The following is an 18,904-nucleotide window of genomic DNA, read 5'->3' as shown; positions in this document are numbered from 1 at the left end:
GATCGATCAGTCCTTTTCGCTGATGTCGGGGACCGCGCCGCCGCCGTGGCTGTCCCCGCCCTTCAGACTGTGCGCCGCGAGGGTGGCGCCCTGCGCCACCATCTGGCGGCGGCGCATCGCGGCCGCCCATGCAGGCGGTGCGTCGGCGCCGCTCGCGCTGGTCTTGTCCGACGTGCCGGGTCGCGGCGAGCTGGCGCGGCTCGCGGCGGTGCCGGCAACATTGGCAAGGCCGGACCCGATTGCCCTCGCCCCGCGCTTTCCTTCCGTTCCCGCCGCATAGGCGACCGAGGCGCTTCCGGCACCTCGAGCGCCCGCAGCAGCCGCACTCCGCGCCGCCGCTGCGGCTGCGCCGCCCGCCAGCGTCGCGCCGGCAGCACCCGCGGCAAGGGTCGCGCCCGCCCCGACGGTGGTCGCTGCCGCTGCGCCGGCGCCGAGCTGCGGTCCGCCTGCGACGATGCCATTGGCAATGCCGGGGCCGAAAATGCCGAGCCCGAGGAGCGTCAGCGCCCCGAGCGCGAGCGCCATCGCCTGCTCGATGTCGGGCTCGGGCCCGATGCCTGCGTTGAGGAAACGATCGAATAGCTTCGTCCCGATGCCGGTGATCACCGCAAGCACGAGCACCTTGATCCCCGAGGAAATGATATGTCCGAGCACCCGCTCGGCCATGAAGGCGGTGCGCCCGAAGAAGGCGAAGGGGATGAGCACGAAGCCCGCGAGGGAGACGAGCTTGAATTCCAATATGGTGACGAAGACCTGCACCGCGAGAATGAAGAAGGCGAGAACGACGATCACCCAAGCGACGAGCAGGATCATGATCTGGACGAAATTGGTGAAGAGCCCGACCGGTCCCAGAAGATCGGCGGTTGCGTCGAGCAAGGGCTGGGCCGCGTCGAGCCCCGTGGCAGCGACGACGCCGGGGCGCATGAAGTCGCCGATCGCCATCGCCCCGCCGCTCGCCTTGAGACCAAGGCCTGCAAAGCTTTCGAGCATGATCGTCGCCAGGCTCTGGAAGTTGCCGATGATGAAAGCGAAGACGCCGATGTAGAGCGTCTTCTTGACGAGGCGCTGGAGGACATCCTCGTCGGCGCCCCATGCCCAGAACAGCGCGGCGATCGTCACATCGATGACGATCAGTGTCGAGGAGAGGAAGCCGACCTCGCCGCCCAGCAGGCCGAAGCCGCTGTCGATGTAAGTGGAAAAGACCGACAGAAACTGGTCGATGACCCCGGTATCGTTCATCGCGCACGCCTTTCCTGGCCGAAGAAGTGGCGCCGCTTGGCTTCCCATGCTGCCTCGCATGCGTCGTCGGCGACCGTGACGGTGCGGCAGCGGCGCAGCGTCACGCCAAGACCCGGCCGTGCGTCCGCTGCGGAGATCTGCGGGGGAACGGACGCACGGGGCGCGGGTGGACCGAGCGCAGCCAGAAGCGCGAGCCCCAGCGCCATGCCGCCGGCGATTGCTCCGGCGATGAGCCTGCCCGCCCGGCCCATCTCAATGGCCCTTGCGAAAGCGGCGGAAGCGTTCGCGGCCTTCGGCCTCCGCGGCCGCAGCGCGCGCGGCATCCAGCATTTCGGCGCGCCCCTGTGCCGCGATTGCGGCGGCGAGATCGCCGAGCTGCTGCGACTGGAGCGCGAGCAGCTGGTTGCCCGCTTGCGCCGCCTGGAGCGCACCGGTCGCCGACTGGCTCGCGGTGACCAGGGTCCCGATCGACTGGCGCGCGGCGCCCATATTGGTGACGACGCCCGCCTGCACTTTCATCGCATCCTGGAAGGCGGCGACGCTGTCGGCCCAGCGAGCCTCCGCATTGGCGACCATCGCCGCCTGCGGTCCTGAAAGCGCCGAGCCCTTGTAGCGCGCGCCGAAAGCGTTCTGGATATCGCCGACATCGAAGGCGATGCGCTCAGCTTCGCCGAGTAGCGCGCGGGTGCGATCGACCTGGTCCTGCAGCTCCCGCAGCGTCGATGTCGGCAGGCTTTGAAGATTGCGCGCCTCGTTGAAGAGCGAGGTTGCCTGGTTCTGGAGCTGCTTGATCTGGTTGTTGATCTGCTCGAGCGTGCGGGCTGCGATCAGGATATTCTGGGCATAATTGCGCGGGTCATGAACGATCCCGCCGATCTGCGCGCTCGCCGGCGCAATGACCGACCCCGCTGGCAAGATGACAATCGCGAGCAGGCCCGCAAATGCCGCGCTGCGATAGATAGACATCGTCATCAGATCTCTCCTTCAGGGGGCTGCGATTTCGAGGTTGCCGAGAAGATCGGCGGCCCATGGGAGGCCGCGGCGGCGCAGCCACGCCGCCGCGAACTGCTGCCGGCCGTGCGCGGCGATGAGTTCGCCGATGCGGACCTGGTCGGACTTCGAGGAGGCGGCGGTGAAGGCGAGCGCGACCTCGCCAAGGCCGAGCTCGAACAGCCGGTTGCCGCGACGCGACTGGCAATAATAGTCGCGCTTCGGCGTCGCCCGGCTCAAAATCTCGATCTGCCGGTCGTTGAGCCCGAAGCGCTCATAGACCCGCGCGATCTGCGGTTCGGCGGCGCGATCATTCGGCAGGAAGATGCGTGTGGGGCAGCTTTCGATGATCGCCGGCGCAATGCTCGACCCTTCGATGTCGGCGAGGCTCTGCGTTGCGAAGATCACGCTCGCATTCTTCTTGCGCAGCGTCTTGAGCCATTCGCGCAGCTGCGCCGCGAAGGCCGTTTGATCGAGAATGAGCCAGCCCTCATCGATGATGATCAGCGTCGGCGAGCCGTCGAGTTTCCCCTCGATGCGGTGAAAGAGATAGGAGAGCACCGTCGCCGCAGAAGAGGCGCCGACCAGGCCTTCGGTTTCGAGCGCCTGCACGCGCGCATTCCCCAGATGCTCGGCCTCGGCGTCGAGCAGCTGGCCCCAGGGCCCTCCGACGAGATAGGGCGCGAGCGCGAGCTTGAGCTCCTGCGACTGGAGCAGCACCGCAAGGCCGGTGAGGGTCCGTTCGCAGGCAGGCGCCGTGGCGAGCGACGTCAGCGCCGACCAGATATGCGCCTTGGCCGAAGGATCGACTTTCACGCCTTCGCCCACGAGCAGCGCCGCGAGCCACCCGGCGGCCCAGGCGCGCTCGGCTGCCTCGTCGATCCGCGCCAGCGGCTGGAGCGCGATAGCCCCGCTGCTGTCGGCGTCGTGGAGCGCGCCGCCAAGATCCTGCCAGTCACCGCCCATTGCGAGCGCGGCGGCGCGGATCGAGCCGCCATAATCGAAGGCGAAGATCTGGCTGCCTTTATAACGCCGGAACTGCAGCGCCATCAGCGCGAGGAGCACCGACTTGCCGGCGCCCGTGGGGCCGACGACGAGGCAGTGGCCGACGTCGCCGACGTGCAGCGAAAAACGGAACGGCGTCGAGCCTTCCGTCTTGGCGTAAAGCAAGGGGGCGTCCCCGAAATGCTCGTCCCGTTCCGCCCCCGCCCACACGGCGGAAAGCGGGATCAGGTGCGCGAGATTGAGAGTGGAGATCGGGGGCTGGCGGACATTGGCATAGACATGGCCGGGGAGGCTCCCGAACCAGGCCTCGAGCGCGTTCACGCCTTCGACCGTGCAGGTGAAATCGCGGCTCTGGACGATCTTCTCGACCAGCCGCAGCTTTTCGGCAGCGAGCGCGGGATCGCGGTCCCAGACGGTGATCGTCGCGGTGACATAGGCGATGCCCGCTTCGTCGGCGCCAAGTTCCTGCAACGCCATGTCGGCGTCGGCCGCCTTGTTCGAGGCATCGCTGTCCATCAGCACCGAGGCCTCGTTGGTCATCACCTCCTTGAGGATCGCAGCGACCGATTTGCGCTTCGCGAACCATTGCCGCCGGATCCTGGTCAGCAATTTGGTCGCATCGCTCTTGTCGAGCATGATCGCGCGCGACGACCAGCGATAGCCGAAGGCCTGGCGGTTGAGTTCGTCGAGCAGCCCGGGAAAGGTGACGCTCGGCAAGCCGGTGATGGTGAGCGTGCGCAGGTGATGATCGCCGAGCCGTGGCTCGAGCCCGCCGACAAGCGCTTCGTCGGCAAGCAGTGCATCGAGATAGGCCGGGGTTTCGGGAACGCGGACGCGCTGGACCTTGGTCGAAACGCAGCTGTGCAGATAGGTCAGCGTCTCGCCGTCATCGAGCCATTCGGCCGCGGGCATGAAGGTCTCGGCGAGATGGAGGATGCGCGACGTGCGATCGATGAAGCTTGCGAGCAGTTCCTTGGGATCGACCCCGGACTTGGCACGCCCCTCGTAAAGCCAGGCCTCGGCCCGCGCCGCCTCCTCGGCGGGCGGCATCCACAAGAGGGTCAGATAATAGAAGCTTTCAAAATGCGCCCCTTCCTCGCGAAATTGTTCGCGGCGCTCGGCATCGACCAGCTCGGATACAGCATCGGGAAACTCGGACACCGGATAGGACAGGGCCGGGACGCGCTGCGCCTCGATAAACACCGCCCAGCCCGAGCCCAGTCGCCGCAGCGCGCCGTTGAGCCGCGCAGTGACCGCGACGAGTTCGGCGGGCGTGGCGCTGTCGAGGTCGGGCCCGCGAAAGCGCGCCGTGCGCTGGAAGGCGCCGTCCTTGTTCAGCACCACGCCCTCCGCCACCAGGCAGACCCAAGGGAGAAAATCGGCGAGGCGGGCGGATTTCGATCGATATTCGGCAAGGTTCATCATGGGCGCATCCAGACGGGATATTTGAGATGACGACGGGCGACGTCGACGAATTGGGGGTCGCGGCGCGCGGTCCAGACCGCGAGGCCGTGCCCGACCGCCCAGATCGCGAGGCCGACGACCCAGAGCCGCAGCCCGAGGCCCACGGCACCCGCGAGCGTGCCGTTGACGATCGCCAGGCTGCGCGGGGCGCCGCCGAGCAGGATGGGCTCGGCCAGCGCCCGGTGAACGGGCGCGAAATATCCGGGCACCTCTCCTTCCCGGCCCATCAGACGAGCGCCCCGCCGCCAAAGGAGAAGAAGGAGAGGAAGAAACTCGATGCCGCGAAGGCGATCGACAGACCGAACACGATCTGGACGAGCCGGCGGAAGCCGCCCGAGGTGTCGCCGAAGGCGAGGCTGAGCCCGGTCACGATGATGATGATGACCGCGATGATCTTGGCGACCGGTCCCTCGATGCTCTCGAGGATCGACTGCAGCGGTGCTTCCCAGGGCATCGACGAACCGCCCGCCCAGGCCGGTGCGGACATGGCAAGCGAGACAAACAGCGCGGCTGAACCAAGCATGGCGCAGCGCGCGCCATGCCGAAGGGCATGGGTCATCGGGATTCTCCTTCGTGAGTGACAAGCGGGATGAGGCGGTAATCGCCGGACGCGGCATCGATCCCGTCGACGCGCGCGAGCTCGGATAGGCGGCGGCCGCTGCCGTCTCGCGTGAGGACGGCGACAAGGTTGATCGTCTCGGACAGCAGGGCCCGCGGCACCGTAACCACCGCCTCCAGGATGAGCTGCTCCATGCGGCGCAGCGCGCCGAGCGCGCTCCCGGCATGGATCGTGCCGATGCCGCCGGGATGTCCGGTTCCCCAGGCCTTGAGGAGATCGAGCGCCTCGGCCCCGCGCACCTCGCCGATGGGGATACGGTCAGGGCGAAGGCGCAGCGACGAACGGACAAGGTCGGAAAGCGACGCGGCTCCGTCCTTCGTCCTCATCGCGACGAGGTTCGGCGCGTTGCATTGCAGCTCGCGCGTGTCCTCGATCAGGACGATCCGGTCATTGCTGCCTGAAATCTCGGCAAGCAGCGCGTTGGTGAGCGTGGTCTTGCCAGTGCCGGTGCCGCCTGCGACCAATATGTTGAGCCGGCCGCGCACCGCGGTGCGCAGGACATCCGCCGCATCTGCGGGCATGATGCCCGAGGCGACATAGTCGCCGAGCGTGAAGACCGCGACCGCCGGCTTGCGGATCGCAAATGCGGGCGCCGTGACGACCGGCGGCAGCAATCCCTCGAAGCGCTCGCCGCCGTCGGGAAGCTCGGCCGAGACACGGGGCGCCGCGCCGTGCACCTCGGCGCCGACATGATGCGCGACGAGACGGATGATGCGCTCGCCATCGGCGAAGCTCAGCCGTTCGCCGCTGTCGCCGATTCCCTGGCCGAGCCGGTCGACCCAGAGCCGGCCATCGGGATTGAGCATGATTTCGGCAACCTCAGGGTCGCCAAGCCATTCGGCAATCGCTGCGCCCATCGCGGTGCGCAGCATGCGCGCGCTGCGTTGCTGTGCTTCGAGCCCGGCAGAATCTGTGCCCATTGCAACCCCGTTCCAGCTGGCCGGACAAGGGCGCCCGGCGCGGCGGGGTCGAGTAAGAGACGCATGAAAGGCGCAAAATCAACAGCGCAATGCGCGCGGCGTACTGTGGCGTAGAAAGACAGGCGCTGGCGTAGGCGCCCCGAAGCGAAGCGGCCGCCAGCAGCCGCCGAATCGCGGCGTGGGGCTTGTGCCGCGCTCCATTTTGACAAGAGTGTAATTATGACTGATTCGGGGTCGCATCCGTCCGACGATGCCGCGTGCTGGGCGCGGCTCACGGACAAGCAGCGTGCTTGTCTCGATCTGCTGCTTGCGCATCAGACCTCGAAGCAGATAGCGCGGCACCTCAATATCTCGAAGCAGGCCGTCGATTTGAGGCTCACGACCGCGCGGCGCATCATGGGAGCAGACAGCCGGGCTGCGGCGGCGGTTCGCTATGCGCGCCTCAAACAGACCTATGATCGAATATCATGTGACGCGGTCATACTAGCCCCGCAGGCCGAACTGCTGCCATCCGATTTTCCGGACGGAGAGTCGGCTGCATTGGCGCTGGCACACAGCGCATCGCTCACCGAGCGGGCTGATGTTGCCGATGCTCCGACCAAGGGTCTCTGGAGGCACGATCACCCCCGCCTGAGCAGGGCCTGGATCATGGCGGCAATGTTTGTTGCTCTGGTCCTGCTCATATTGGCGGGCGTGACGATCGGCGAAACGCTGACACGGCTGATCTCCGGCTGATTCTTTCATCCCGTACAGCAAGGCGCCGGGGTTCATGCTTCCGGCTGAGGAGAAGTCATGTCCAACGAAATTGCAATTTCGGCCGCGCGCCTGGCGCGCGACGTGCCAGCGGCCGAGCTCAGGCTCGACGAGGCACTCATCGCGGTGTCGACGCTGATGACGAGCGCGGTGGCCGCCCGCCGGGATGTCGTTGGCGTCCCGGCGACGAAGGGTCAGGCGACGATCCGGCGACTGTTGAAGGCGCAGATCGCTCTGGTCGACGCCAGCGGCGACATCCTGCGGGTTCATGGCGCGCTCGCCGAGATCGGGCGCGAGACCGCGGGCTATGATCTGCATGAATGCCCGTCGGTGGCACAGGCCGGAACCAGGGTGCAGGGCGCTGCGGCCTGACCCCGGTTGACCTCGAGCAATGGCCATGAAAGTTTTGCAGCGTGCGTGTCGCCCTGTTTCTAGCTTTCTTGGCCATTGCCGCCGGTTATGCCGTCTGGAAAGGCGGGGGGCCGGAACGGGTGATGGCAGCGATCGCACTGACAATGGTGGGCTTGGACAAACTACTCCACCTTTTCATTCCGCCGAATTTCGTGTCGCTCGACACAGGTCATCTCGTCATCGACCTTTTTGGAGCCGGCTCCACGGTCGCACTTGCGCTCCTGGCGCATCGTTTCTGGCCGCTCTGCATCGCCGTTTTGCATCTGATGCCGCTGCTGGCCCATACGAGCCGCCTGTTGAGCGCGGGGATGCATCCGGCGGCATATCTCGCGATGCAGGTGGCGACCTCATGGCCGGTACCGGCCATCCTCATCCTCGCAACCTGGCGGCACCAGCGTCGGCTGGCACGCGGCATCAGCGAGCCATGCTGGCTGAGTTCATCGCGGCCGTCGACCCCGACAACAGCGCCGCCCTAGCCGAAAAGCTGCTGACAAAGCATGGCTCGCTCGCGCGGCTGCTAGCGCGCCCTCCCGAAGCGCTGGCGCGCACGCTGGGGGAGAACAGCCAGGTCACGGCGATGTTCGTCGCCGCGCGTGCGCTTTCGCTGGAGGCCATGCGCAGTGATTTTGCCCGCCGTGCGATCGATCCGGTCGACCCGCATCTGCTGCAATATCTGCGCGTATCGATGGGGGCGCTGGCCGACGAGACGCTACGCGTCTTGTTCCTCGATGCATCGCGCCATCTGATCGCCGATGAACAATTGCATCATGGAACGGTCCGGCAGCTTGCCTTCTATCCGCGCACCATATTTTATCGGGCATTCGAACTCGGTGCCGCCGCGATCATTCTCGTCCACAACCATCCGAGCGGAAATTCCGCGCCGAGCGAATGCGATGTTGCGGCTACCGAGCGGCTGGCGGAGATCGGCAGCCTGCTCGATGTCGAACTTCTCGAGCATATCGTCGTCACCGCGAGCGACCACCGGATGATCCTGGCAGGCGGCTCGTCCGCAGGCGCGCGGCTTTCACCCAAGATCATCCTCCGTGACGAGGGCGGCGACTGGTCGAGCGCCCCCGATGCGGGCCGGGCGCTCGCCAATGCCCAGCGGACATCGCGGCGCCGGCTGCTACGGCGCCAGCTGGTGGGGGCGCGGGAGCTCTTCGGCGAACCGGCATGGGACATGCTCATCGACCTGTTCATTCATGAGGCGGAGGGAAAGCCCGTGTCGACCAGTTCGCTCTGTATCGGCTCGGGGCTGCCGATGAGCAGCGCGCTGAGGCTGCTTCAGCGACTTTGCGATATGGGACTGGTGACGCGCGAGCCTGACCAGGCCGACGGAAGGCGTAACTTCATCCGGCTGGCACCCGACCTCGGAAACCGGCTGGTGGCCTATTTTGCGGGTGGCGAAGATTGATAGGAGGCGCCCCGTAGCTGTTGCTCTAGTGACGACCGTCCCGAGCTTGATCCTTACCTTGCAGACGGTCGCCGCGCCGATCCAATGCGGCGGCGCGGGCATCGTATCGACCGCCCGCAGGAGCCGCCGCAACCGGCGCCAGCCACGCCCCCATTTGGGAACCCCGCACCGACTTCATGAGAGCTGCTCGCCTGCGCCGAGCTGGTTAGCGCCGATACCGGCGTCGCTATCAGAGTGGTCCATGACTTGCGGCGGGCGGCGGCAGCTTCCTTGCAGGCTTCGCCTTCTCGGCCGGTGCGGGCTCGCCCCTGCCGGACTGTTCGGCAGGCGCCTTCTCCAGCGATTGATGCCAAAGCGTGGCCTGCGCATGGGCCTCGACGAACGCCGGTTGGCGCGGCTTGCCGCGCTTCGCGATATGATCGGCGGTAAGCCCGATGCGCGCGACGGGGAAGCCATCGGGGAACAGCAAATAGCCCTGATGGCGCGCAAGGCGGAGTTCGCTTTCGAAGACCGCGGGCCGGGTCTGGCGCTGCCGGCCAAGCGTCATCCGCGGCTTGTCATCGCCGTCGCCCAGCGCATTTGTCATGGTGCGAACCTCGACCTCGCAGGTGCCGATCGTCTCGCTCGCCCAGCGCCGGGACGCGCCGTCGGTCACCTGGAGGAAAAGCTTGGTGTTGCAACAGCCGAGCATGGATTCGGCAAGATCGTCGCCGTAGCGATGACGCATCTGCCCGATAGCCTGGAAGGTCAGCACGACCGCCGCCCCGAACTTGCGCCCTTCGGGCAGCAGGCGCGTGAGATTATCGACGCGCGGCAGGTCGGCCAGCTCATCGAGCAGGAACCAGACACGGCGAACCGGCGACGGAGGCAGCGCGAGCATGGCGCTCGCGGCGCATTCGAGCCAGCAGGCGAGCAAGGGCTTCAGCGCCGAAAAATGTTCCTCCTTCCGGGGCACGAAGATCCAGGGCTTCGCGCCCTTCCGATCGTCAAGGCCAGCGATGAATTCGCGAAAGGCGAAGGGCGCCTCGCCCTCCTCGGGCATGCGCAGGAACTGGATCAGGTTCGCGGCCTTGGTAAGCATGAAAAGCACGCTACCGGTGGCTCGGTCGGCGTCGTCGGAGAAGGTGCGGGCCGACGAAGTTTCCTTCAGCCAGCTCTTGAGGTCGTCCTTGTCGAGCGTCTTCAGTGCTTCGAGAAGATCGAGGAGGGTGCATCTTTCCTCTTTCCACAGTTCGCGGATCATGTTGGCGACGAGGATGCGGCTGGTTTCAAGCCAGACGTCCTTGGCCTTGTCACTGGCCTCGGCGATGAGCTGGTGCGCGATGCGATCGGCGTCGGCGGGGTGCGCGATCTCGGCGAAGGGCGACCAATAGGCGCAGCGGGCATCGAACGGGTTGAGAATGATGTCGCCGCACTCGGGGCGGTAATAATGGGCAATGAACTCGCCGCTGGTATCATAGACCAGCGCCGCTTCGCCGCGCGCCGCGATCCCGTCAAGCAGCTGGCGCAGCACCGTCGTCTTGCCGCTGCCGGTCGTGCCGACCATCGCCATGTGCCGGGTTTCGAGGCGGCGGGGAAAGGGGATGCGACCGATAGCCAGCGGACGCGTGCCGGCTTCGGCCCGCGCCTGTTTCGCAAGCTCTGTCTCGCTGGCGACCTTGGTGCCGCCAAGCACATGATCCCGAAGCGCCCCCTCGCGGCGCCGCGCCGCGATGTCACGAAGGAGAGAGAGGCCCGCCAGCCATGCGAGAAAGCCGAGCAGGCTGCCGCGCAGGATGAAAGATTTGGTGATACTGGCCCGTCGGACAAAATAGGGGTCGGCCGCGACGGTGCGAGCCGGGGTCAGATAGTCTCTCCCTTCGTAATGGATCACGATCCCGGGGTCGCCTCGGCTGCCGGCAAACCATGACAAGATTTTCGCATGATAATGGGTGCCGGTATCCTGCACGATATGCGGATCGAGCATCAGATAGGGCGCGGCCAGGCCGCCAAGCGCGATCGACGAAAGCATGATGGCGATGTGCCGTTTGAAACGCCGCGCCTGGCTGAAGCGAAGATGACGGCGTAGCGTCTCGGCATGGAGCCGCCGGTCGTAGGGCTCGCTCATGACCGCTCCCTTGCTGCCGCCCGTTGCCGGTCATCGGCCCCATAGATCTCGGCGGCTATGGCTTCGTCGGTCTTGCCGCCCTGCGCGCTGCGCCGGGCAGCGCCAGGGCGGCAGGAGCGCCGCGCCAATACCGGGTGAATTGACGCGCGCGAATGCGAGTGGATTGCGCGATCGGCCATCACCGAGCCTTTCGTGACCGCAGCGGGAAAAGCCGATCGGGACCGGCGCCAGGCGCGCGGCCATCGTCCCCCGGCGCGTCCGAACCGGGCGACGATGCAGCGCCGGGGTCATTCTCCAAGCCCCTCGTGAGGACAGCGAAAATATCGGCGCCGCGCCAACCGGGCGCTGGGGGGAGCTGAGCTTCGGCGCGGCGACCGGGCGAGCCGGCTTCGAGGTCGGGCGCAATCGCTGCGACATAGACGAGGGTTTCGGCGGGCAATTGCCGGCGCCCGGCGACATAGGCGTCGACGCGCCCGGGACCCGCATTATAGGCGGCGAGCATCAACCGAAGGTCGTGATAGCGATCCCACATCGCGCGCAGATAAGCCGTGCCGGCGTGGATATTGGCGCGGGCGTCGAAGGGGTCGGGCCCGAGACGATGCCTTTCCGTCAGCATCGCCCATGTCGCGGGCATGATCTGCATCAGGCCCCTCGCGCCCGCTCGCGAGACGGCGCGTGGGTTGCCGCGGCTTTCGGCATGCATGACGCGCCAGATCCATTCCTCGGGGATGCCGAAGCGCCGCGCCGCATCGGACACCGAGGCCGCGTAAGGATGCACAGGCAGCGGCGCTTCGGCTGCCGCCGCGATGCTCGGCACTGGCGCGGCAAGCGCGGCTGCGGCGGCACCCGCGTGAGCGGCGCGGCCCAAGACGCGCGCAAGAATGATGCCGCGAAGATCCGTGGAGCCGGTCATCGATCGGCGGCGCCGCGCGCAAGCGAGGGATGCGCGGCGGCCTTGCTCGCGTCGCGCCGGCGGCCAAATGGCTCGAAGCTGCTCGATATTGCTTCCCCAAATTGGAAGATGGGCGGGATGGAGTCGCGAGGAGCGCCTGCGCGCGGGTCGCTCGATGCACCGCGGGTGAAGAGCGGCTGCGCCGTGCCGATCAGCCCGGAGACGGGGATCGGCCCGAAATAGCGGCTGTCGAGACTGTCGCGCGCTGCGTTGATCAGGAATATCTCGCCATGGGCGACGGTGCGGCATCCGGTCCAGATGGGAAGCGGCCGGTTCGCCCGGTCGCGCGCCAGCGCGCGGGCGACGCCCACCCCGTCGATCGTCACGAAGGTGCCCGATCGGCAGACGAGCGCGCCGGGGCGTCCGGCGACGCGCTTGAGAAGCGGCACATCAGACGGCAGATATCCGCGCGCGCCGAGGAAGCGCGCAAGCTCGGGCGGCGGCACGATCGCGACAAGGTCGCCGGTTTCGGGCGCTGCGCCGACATGGATCCAGTAGAGGCCTACCGCGGCACTGGCGCTTGCATTCCAGAGGAGACGCGGCGCCGGTTCCAGCCAGCAAATGGCGGTAAAGAGCGCGCCGAACAGCGTCGCCGCCGCGGCGCTCGAGCCAAGCATCGCGCGGTTCGCGCGCCTCCGGTCCGACAGCAGGATCGAACATGGAAAAGAAGGAGGCCCGCACATCAGCGCGATCGCTTCCGCGCGGGATATACCGTGCTGATGCCGGGATCGAAGGTCGATGTGCGGCGGCCAAGGTCGACCCAGGCGTCGAGTTCTTCGATCACATAGAGCACACGCCCCCCAACCTTGCGGAAGACCGGTCCGGTTCCGTAGCAGCGGTGCTTCTCCATCGTGCGATTCGAAAGGCCGACGCGTTTTGCGGCTTCGGGGGTCGTGAGAAAGCGCGGCGGGTGGCGGGTTGCCATGGTAAGCTCCTTTCAGACGCCGGATCGAAGAGCGCTGGCCGGCGGGCGGTGTCGGCTCATGGCGTGAAGCATGAGGCTGGGGGGAGCGGCTGAATTCTGCGGCTATTTTTGTCGCACCGCACGGCCCGAAAGCAGAGCGCGGTAGCCGCCGGCTGCGAGCGCCTCAGCCTCGCGGATCAGGCGCTGGGTGCGTCGGCGCTCGGGCGATGCCTTCCATACCGCGCCGCGGCCGGTAGCCAGCCGAGGGTAAACGAGCCGACTGGCGATGGCGTGGCTCGTGGCCCTGGCGGCCTGCCGCAGGTCGAGGATCGAGAGGAGAAGGTCGAGCCGCTGCGCCTGGTAAGCGGTCGGACGCGGGACCGCGGCAGGCGCGGATGCGCCGCGCCGCCACCGGTCGAAATCGCTAAGAGCGGCGAGGCGCGTCGCGGTCATCGCATCGAAGGGGACGATAGCGGCGAGCGGCCCATCCCGCCGAGCGCCGCGCAGCCAGACCCGGTAAAATGATGCACCGCCGCCAAGGACCAGGTGCGTCCCTTCGGGCCCGCTATACCGGTGCGCCGGTTGCGGCCAGCAGGCCGGATCGAAGCGCGACGTGGCCGGGATACCGGGAGGCGCCGCACCGAGGATGACGACATAGGGGCAGAGCGCCGCGTCCCAGAAGGCCGGCGCGTCGACGGCCGGCACGCGGGGGTCGAGCGGGAAAGCTAAGTCCCCATCGCCGGGCCATCACCTCCTGCGACCCGGGCCGCGCGTCGCGCTGCGCGATCAGGCGGGCGTACTGACTGCAATAATCCGGGCTGCGACGAAGAAATTCCTGGGCATAGCCGGGAAAGTCGAGGCGCGGTCGCCGATGCGTTTCCTCTTTCGCCGCTGCCATGACCGCCTCCCCGCAAGCCAGCAGATTCGGGGCTGGAGCGGCAAAGGCCAATTCCATGCCAGGGGCATATATATGCCCATTAGTGGGTATCCCGCCCGGCCAGGCCGGGCGTGAGAGCGGCTCAGTCGCCGCGCCTCGCCAGGGCGTTCAATCCGCCGCGCGACTGCCGACTTTAACTCAGAGCCCCAAAAGACGGCTCCGTCGCACCGCGGGCGACTTCCGTCGCTTTCATAGAGTGCCTCGCCGGGCGTGACCTACCAATCGCGCTGCGGCCTGCCGCAAACGGGCGCGGTACGGCAAGGCGATTGCGCCAAGCTGCCCGGGGTTGGGTTGTCGATGCTCCCTGCCCCCTTCCGCGCCATCAACTCAGGAGGCCCGCCAACACTCGACGCTCAGAGGTGCGCAGGTGGAGGGCGGGGAAAAAGGGCAACTTATGAAAAAACGAAATATGATGATGGCCAGCTTGCTGGGCAGCTCAAGCGCTGCTTGCGTTCTGTTGCCGGCGAGCAGCTTGCTTTTTGTGGCGCCAGCCTATGCCCAGAGCCAGCCGGCGGCCGATACACCATCGCCCCAAACCGAGCAGCTTGTCGGCGTCGGCGAGGCGGCAGAGACGGGCGAAGAAATCGTCGTCACGGGTTCACTGTTTCGCCGCGCCAACACCGAAACACCCTCGCCGGTTACAGTGCTCTCGTCGACAACGCTCGAGCAGCGCGGTTTCAACACCGTCGCCGAAGCCCTTCAGCGCGTCACCGCAGGCAATGCGGGCACGATGACGCAGGGCTGGAACTCGGGGAACAATTTTGCCGCCGGGGCCAATGCCGTAGCGCTCCGCGGACTGACCGTCCAATCGACGCTCAGTGTGTTCGACGGACTGCGAATGGCGCCTTATCCGCTCGCGGACGACGGCCAGCGCAATTTCGTCGATCTCAACACGATTCCGAACGCCGTCATCGAGCGCATAGAAGTCCTGCGCGACGGCGCGTCATCGACCTATGGCGCTGACGCGGTCGCCGGCGTCATCAACGTCATCACCAAAAAGCAGATCGAGGGCCTGCATGCCAATGGATCGGCCGGTGTTTCGCAGCGCGGCGACGCGAGCGAGGTCCGGTTCGACGCGACCTATGGCTATGGCAGCCTCGCTGATCAGGGCTTCAACGTCTATGTCAGCGGCGAATATCTGAAGCAGGATGCGCTATGGGCCCGCGACCGCGGCTATCCCTACAACACCTCCGACTGGAGCAGAATCTGCAACGCGGCGGGCTCCTGCCTGCCCAACCTCAATCCGAATGGCGTAAGTCCCGACGGCTACTTCAACGGCTTCTCGGCCGTTCCGGGCGTAGCCGCCGTTCGTCCCGTGACGACCGACGGGGCAAGCATCGGCTCCGGCCGCTTCGCCTATCTGAATCCGGCGGCGGGATGCGGACGTTGGGACACCATCCAGGTGACACCCGCGCAGGTCGACGAAGCGGTGACGGCGCCGGCCGACGGCCGTGTCTGCACCTATAATCCGACGGGCCAATATTCGATGCTGCAGCCCGATATTGAACGCTATGGATTCACAGCGCGCTTTACAGCGAACCTCGGCGAGGATCATCAGCTTTACGCGCAGGGCAATTTCTATCAGACCAATACCTTCTCATCGTCGGCACCGCGCAGCTGGACCGATCGTCCGACCGTTCCACGCAGCGGCGCGGTTGTCTATAATGTGATCGCGCCCGTCTATGTCTGCCCCACGGGCGTCGGTACGCTCAACGGCGTGGGAACCGGGTGCAACGCCGCCAATGGTGTGCTCAATCCTTACAACCCCTATGCGGGCGCGGGGCAGACTGCCCAGATCCAGTTCATGCCGGATCGTCCAACAACCGACGAAACGTCCGGGCGTTCTCTGCGCGGTGCGATCGGCCTGTCGGGTTCCTTCGGGGACAGCTGGCGCTATTCGGCAGAATTCACGGCGTCTAACGTACAGCTCACCCGCGTCCAGAACGGCTATGCGATTCCGCAGCGGATCATGGACGTCGTTGCGCGCGGGACATTCAACTTTGCCAATCCCGAAGCCAATTCGCAGGCGGTGTGGGATTATGTCATGCCGACGAACATCACGCGATCGGAATCGAACCTGTGGCAGGCCACCGCCAACCTCACCCGTTCGCTGTTCGAATTGCCGGGCGGCACGCTCGAAGCTGCTTTGGGCTTGGCCTATCGTCACGAATCGATCGATGCGCCCAGCGCCAATCCGCAGAACGACGCCCATCCCTATGATCGCTATTATGTGATCAATGCCGTCGGCACATCGGGCAGCCGCAACGTCTTCTCCGGCTTCGGGGAAATCAATGCGCCGATCCTCGATCAGCTCGAAGTCAATCTGTCGGGACGCTACGACAGCTATTCTACCGGACAGAGCAATTTCTCGCCGAAGGTGGGCGTCAAGGTCACGCCGATCCCGCAGATCGCTCTGCGCGGCACCTGGTCAAAGGGCTTCCGCATTCCGAGCTTCAACGAATCCTTCGGTACTCCGACCACCGGCTTCGTATCGCAGGGCGGCGGCACCTTCTGTGCGACCTATGCGGCATTCTGCGCCGCGCATGGCAACAACGCCTATGCCACCTCGCCGTTTTCGGTGGGCCTGACCAACGTCGGCAATCCGAAACTGTCCCCGGAACGGTCCGAGAATATCACCCTTGGCGCAATTTTCGAGCCGATTCCGAACCTGAGTTTCACGATCGATTTGTGGCGGATCAAGGTCCGCGACCAGATCGTCGGCGTCAGCAACATCGGCCCGGTCATCGCTGCCTATTACGCCAACAACGGGGTAGTGAATATTCCGGGCTTCACCGTGACTCCCGGCGTTGTCGACCAAGCAAACCCCAGCGCGCTGCCGCACATCGGCACCATCCTTGCCTCTTATGCCAATGCCAACCGGCAGGAACTTCAGGGTGTCGATCTTGGCGTCAACGCACGGTTCGACCTGACCGACAATCTGCGCCTGACAAGCGCGTTCGAGGCGTCTTATCTCGACAGGAACCATCTGACGCTGGTCGATCCGCTGACGGGCGAAGCCCAGGATCCGCAAAAGTTCGAGGGGACGCTCAGCCCCTGCAACACGACGTCCTGCTCAGGTTCGCCCAAGTGGCGCGCCACGTGGCAGAACACGCTGGCGTCCGGCAATACGACGGTTTCGGTAACGGCCTACTACACCGCCGGCTATCACGTCTCGCAAGTCGATTTCGGCGCAACGCCGGGCGATTGCGCAAGCGCGGTAGACGCGGGTGCAGCGGCCTATCCCGACGGAAGCCCGGTGATGTGCAAGTCGAAGGCGATCTGGAACGTCGATCTGACCGCGTCGCAAAAAGTGAACGACAAATTCACGCTCTATGCCAATGTCCTGAATCTGTTCGACACCAAGGCGCCGTTCGATCCGAACGCGGCCTATGGCATTTACGGTTACAACCCGGCGTGGGCGGGCCCGAACATCATGGGCCGCTACTTCCGCATCGGCGCCAAACTCGACTTCTAGGAGTTCGGTACCCAGCAGCTGGGGGGCGGCGTTTATCGCCTCCCCCCTTTTTTTGCACGTAATTAGCGGCGATAGTCTTGCCCGGAACGACGTCTTTCTGATCAATCGCCGGGTGCGCAGATAAATTCGCCAGTCTATTCGGGCCGAAAGCGCGTCAGCCTTCCATCGGCAGCGGCGGATGCGGTCCAGACGACCGCCTTATATTGGAACGCGAGCCTGTACCGCCGCTCACCGTCCGCTTTGACCTCCAGCAATTCCACCGTTCGCAGCGGGCCCATGCCGCGCAGCATCGCGCGCGCGAATGGCGAGACGATACTCGATGCGGCATCCTGCCCGGTCGGAGCGAACGCCGCCGCCGCGCCGGTATCGCCCGCTGCGGCCTTTGTCACCGCGACGCGAATATTTGCCGCGATCGCCGGGCGATCATCCGCGATTACGGGTTCCGGCGCCAATGGCGGCAACAAGGTGTCGATGATCGCCTCTGCGATCAGCGGGTGCAGGACCTGCTGGTTCGTCAGCACGATGACCGTCAGCTTGCGATCCTCGATGCGCCAGATGTCGGCAAGCGCCGGCCCACCGCTATGCCCCGCCAGCGTGACGCCGCGATAGGGGCGCGCGATCCAGCCCAGGCCGAAAGGCGCGCGGCGGCCGTTGGTCAACGTCGCCGCTTTCTCGAGCTCACGGATGCTTTCCGGTTTCAGCACGCGCCCAGCATCGAGACCTGCGAACAGCTTGGAGAGGTCTTCGATTGAAGAATAGAGGCCGCCCGCGCCATATCCTTGCGGTGCAAAGAAGAAATCGCTCGTCGTCAGCCTGTCGTCGCGCAGACCATAGATCTGGGCGCGTCGCGGCAGCAGGTCGCCGATGCGCACGGTGCCGTCGTCGCTCGCATTGGCGAATGCCGTTGCGCGCATATCCAGCGGCTCGAACAGCTGCTTGTGCAAAAGTCGCGGCAAGCTGTCGCCGCCCGCTTTCTCCAATATGACGCGCAGTACCGTAAAATCTGTAAATCCATATCGCGCCTCGCTCCCCGGGACATAAGCGAGCGGCGCGGCCATCGTGGTGGTGAGAATGCTCTCAAGCGTCGCATCGCGCGTCGCGCCGCGTTGCTCAGCCAGCCCCGATGTGTGATCGGCCAATTGCCTGACGCGGATGGCTGACCAACTGGCAGGCGCGTCCGGAAGCCAGCGCGTCACGGGGTCGTCGAGACCGAGCTTGCCCTGTTCGGCGAGCCGCATCAGCAGCATGCCGGTAAACATCTTGGTTGCCGAAGCGAGCTGGAACCGCGTGTCGAGCCCGACCGGCGCATCCCATTCAAGATTGGCGGTGCCATAGGCCGCGATCTTCACGATCCGCCCCTGCTCGACGACCGCGACCGCCACGCCGGGAATGTGGTTCAATTCCATTTGCCGGTCGACGATCAAGTCTATCGGATCGGGACGGGGCGCGGAAAGCGCTGGGGTGGCCCAGGTGCCGACGGCGGCTGCAAGGAGGAGCGCGAGCGTGCGCGGCACCCTTTTGCTCTTACGCCGGCTCGTGCTGCCCGAAATCCGCATCGCGCATATCCTCTGGTCTTTGGTCGGTTCCTGCCGCGACGCCCGCTATGGTAAGGACGACATCGCGATCAGCAACCTTGATGAATGAACCCGCTCAAACGCCAATGGCACGGTCCGGATTTTCATCCAGACCGTGCTATCGTACCCGCTTGGGGTGG

The 18,904-nt window shown here is 65.9% G+C and carries 19 protein-coding genes and 1 pseudogene; 6 read left to right on the top strand and 14 right to left on the bottom strand.

What is annotated here, in order from left to right; translation table 11 throughout:
- Nucleotides 1-6: 6 nt before the first annotated feature.
- The 7 genes from trbL to trbB are packed head-to-tail and all read right to left on the bottom strand — an operon-like array spanning nt 7 to nt 6,189.
- A complete protein-coding gene (gene trbL, locus AOA14_RS08810; protein WP_062901517.1) occupies nt 7-1,239 on the bottom strand; it encodes a P-type conjugative transfer protein TrbL in 1,233 nt (410 codons plus the stop codon).
- The gene (trbK-alt, locus tag AOA14_RS08805; RefSeq protein WP_238929776.1) at nt 1,236-1,445 is read right to left on the bottom strand and encodes a putative entry exclusion protein TrbK-alt; all 210 of its coding nucleotides are present in this window, start codon (nt 1,443-1,445) and stop codon (nt 1,236-1,238) included. Before trbK-alt ends, trbL begins: the two co-directional genes overlap by 4 nt.
- A gap of 46 nt (nt 1,446-1,491) precedes the next feature.
- Nucleotides 1,492-2,211 (bottom strand): P-type conjugative transfer protein TrbJ, encoded by a 720-nt coding sequence (gene trbJ, locus AOA14_RS08800; protein ID WP_062901515.1) that lies wholly within the window; start codon nt 2,209-2,211, stop codon nt 1,492-1,494.
- Nucleotides 2,212-2,223: 12 nt separating this feature from the next.
- Nucleotides 2,224-4,659, bottom strand: coding sequence for a conjugal transfer protein TrbE (gene trbE / locus AOA14_RS08795; protein WP_062901514.1), 2,436 nt, complete (start codon nt 4,657-4,659; stop codon nt 2,224-2,226).
- Nucleotides 4,656-4,925 (bottom strand): VirB3 family type IV secretion system protein, encoded by a 270-nt coding sequence (locus AOA14_RS08790; protein WP_062901513.1) that lies wholly within the window; start codon nt 4,923-4,925, stop codon nt 4,656-4,658. The genes trbE and AOA14_RS08790 overlap by 4 nt, the downstream gene beginning before the upstream one ends.
- Nucleotides 4,925-5,257: a TrbC/VirB2 family type IV secretion system protein gene (locus tag AOA14_RS08785; RefSeq protein WP_062901512.1), complete on the bottom strand. Its 333-nt coding sequence runs from the start codon at nt 5,255-5,257 to the stop codon at nt 4,925-4,927. The genes AOA14_RS08790 and AOA14_RS08785 overlap by 1 nt, the downstream gene beginning before the upstream one ends.
- Nucleotides 5,254-6,189 (bottom strand): P-type conjugative transfer ATPase TrbB, encoded by a 936-nt coding sequence (gene trbB / locus AOA14_RS08780; protein WP_082820046.1) that lies wholly within the window; start codon nt 6,187-6,189, stop codon nt 5,254-5,256. The genes AOA14_RS08785 and trbB overlap by 4 nt, the downstream gene beginning before the upstream one ends.
- A 267-nt stretch (nt 6,190-6,456) precedes the next feature.
- Between trbB and AOA14_RS08775 the strand changes: the two genes are divergently transcribed.
- The 4 genes from AOA14_RS08775 to AOA14_RS19245 all read left to right on the top strand — a co-directional run bounded on the left by AOA14_RS08775 (nt 6,457) and on the right by AOA14_RS19245 (nt 8,815).
- Nucleotides 6,457-6,972 carry a LuxR C-terminal-related transcriptional regulator gene (locus tag AOA14_RS08775; RefSeq protein WP_062901510.1) on the top strand — a complete coding sequence of 172 codons (516 nt, stop codon included), beginning with the start codon at nt 6,457-6,459 and terminating at the stop codon, nt 6,970-6,972.
- Nucleotides 6,973-7,029: 57 nt separating this feature from the next.
- Nucleotides 7,030-7,362 (top strand): hypothetical protein, encoded by a 333-nt coding sequence (locus tag AOA14_RS08770; protein WP_062901509.1) that lies wholly within the window; start codon nt 7,030-7,032, stop codon nt 7,360-7,362.
- A gap of 68 nt (nt 7,363-7,430) precedes the next feature.
- Nucleotides 7,431-7,877, top strand: a complete 447-nt coding sequence (locus tag AOA14_RS19735) for a hypothetical protein (protein WP_062901508.1) — start codon at nt 7,431-7,433, stop codon at nt 7,875-7,877.
- Nucleotides 7,826-8,815, top strand: a complete 990-nt coding sequence (locus AOA14_RS19245; RefSeq protein WP_186401565.1) for a JAB domain-containing protein — start codon at nt 7,826-7,828, stop codon at nt 8,813-8,815. Before AOA14_RS19735 ends, AOA14_RS19245 begins: the two co-directional genes overlap by 52 nt.
- Before the next feature lie 229 nt (nt 8,816-9,044).
- On the opposite strand, the gene AOA14_RS08755 is transcribed toward AOA14_RS19245, so the two are convergent.
- The 6 genes and pseudogenes from AOA14_RS08755 to AOA14_RS20365 all read right to left on the bottom strand — a co-directional run.
- Entirely contained in the window at nt 9,045-10,922 is a 1,878-nt protein-coding gene (locus AOA14_RS08755) for a type IV secretion system DNA-binding domain-containing protein (protein WP_062901507.1), read from the bottom strand.
- Between the two features lie 178 nt (nt 10,923-11,100).
- Entirely contained in the window at nt 11,101-11,835 is a 735-nt protein-coding gene (locus AOA14_RS08750; protein WP_062901506.1) for a lytic transglycosylase domain-containing protein, read from the bottom strand.
- Nucleotides 11,832-12,491: a S26 family signal peptidase gene (locus AOA14_RS08745; protein ID WP_202988452.1), complete on the bottom strand. Its 660-nt coding sequence runs from the start codon at nt 12,489-12,491 to the stop codon at nt 11,832-11,834. Before AOA14_RS08745 ends, AOA14_RS08750 begins: the two co-directional genes overlap by 4 nt.
- A gap of 65 nt (nt 12,492-12,556) precedes the next feature.
- Nucleotides 12,557-12,799, bottom strand: coding sequence for a helix-turn-helix transcriptional regulator (locus tag AOA14_RS08740; protein WP_062901505.1), 243 nt, complete (start codon nt 12,797-12,799; stop codon nt 12,557-12,559).
- Between the two features lie 102 nt (nt 12,800-12,901).
- The gene (locus AOA14_RS20120) at nt 12,902-13,483 is read right to left on the bottom strand and encodes a DUF2285 domain-containing protein (protein WP_062901504.1); all 582 of its coding nucleotides are present in this window, start codon (nt 13,481-13,483) and stop codon (nt 12,902-12,904) included.
- A gap of 73 nt (nt 13,484-13,556) precedes the next feature.
- A pseudogene (locus tag AOA14_RS20365) lies at nt 13,557-13,676 on the bottom strand (transcriptional regulator domain-containing protein); the annotation flags it as partial.
- A gap of 325 nt (nt 13,677-14,001) precedes the next feature.
- Between AOA14_RS20365 and AOA14_RS08730 the strand changes: the two are divergent.
- Nucleotides 14,002-17,190 (top strand): TonB-dependent receptor plug domain-containing protein, encoded by a 3,189-nt coding sequence (locus tag AOA14_RS08730; RefSeq protein WP_202988451.1) that lies wholly within the window; start codon nt 14,002-14,004, stop codon nt 17,188-17,190.
- 134 nt (nt 17,191-17,324) lie between these two features.
- Here AOA14_RS08730 and AOA14_RS08725 read toward each other — a convergent pair whose 3' ends face one another.
- Nucleotides 17,325-18,596, bottom strand: a complete 1,272-nt coding sequence (locus AOA14_RS08725) for a serine hydrolase domain-containing protein (protein ID WP_202988450.1) — start codon at nt 18,594-18,596, stop codon at nt 17,325-17,327.
- A gap of 97 nt (nt 18,597-18,693) precedes the next feature.
- Here AOA14_RS08725 and AOA14_RS19730 point away from each other — a divergent pair, with 97 nt between their 5' ends.
- Entirely contained in the window at nt 18,694-18,834 is a 141-nt protein-coding gene (locus tag AOA14_RS19730) for a hypothetical protein (protein WP_202988449.1), read from the top strand.
- Nucleotides 18,835-18,904 lie beyond the last annotated feature (70 nt).

Origin of the sequence: Sphingopyxis terrae subsp. terrae NBRC 15098, assembly GCF_001610975.1 — a bacterium.
Taxonomy (GTDB): domain Bacteria; phylum Pseudomonadota; class Alphaproteobacteria; order Sphingomonadales; family Sphingomonadaceae; genus Sphingopyxis; species Sphingopyxis terrae_A.
This window is presented reverse-complemented; position numbering and strand designations above follow the sequence as displayed.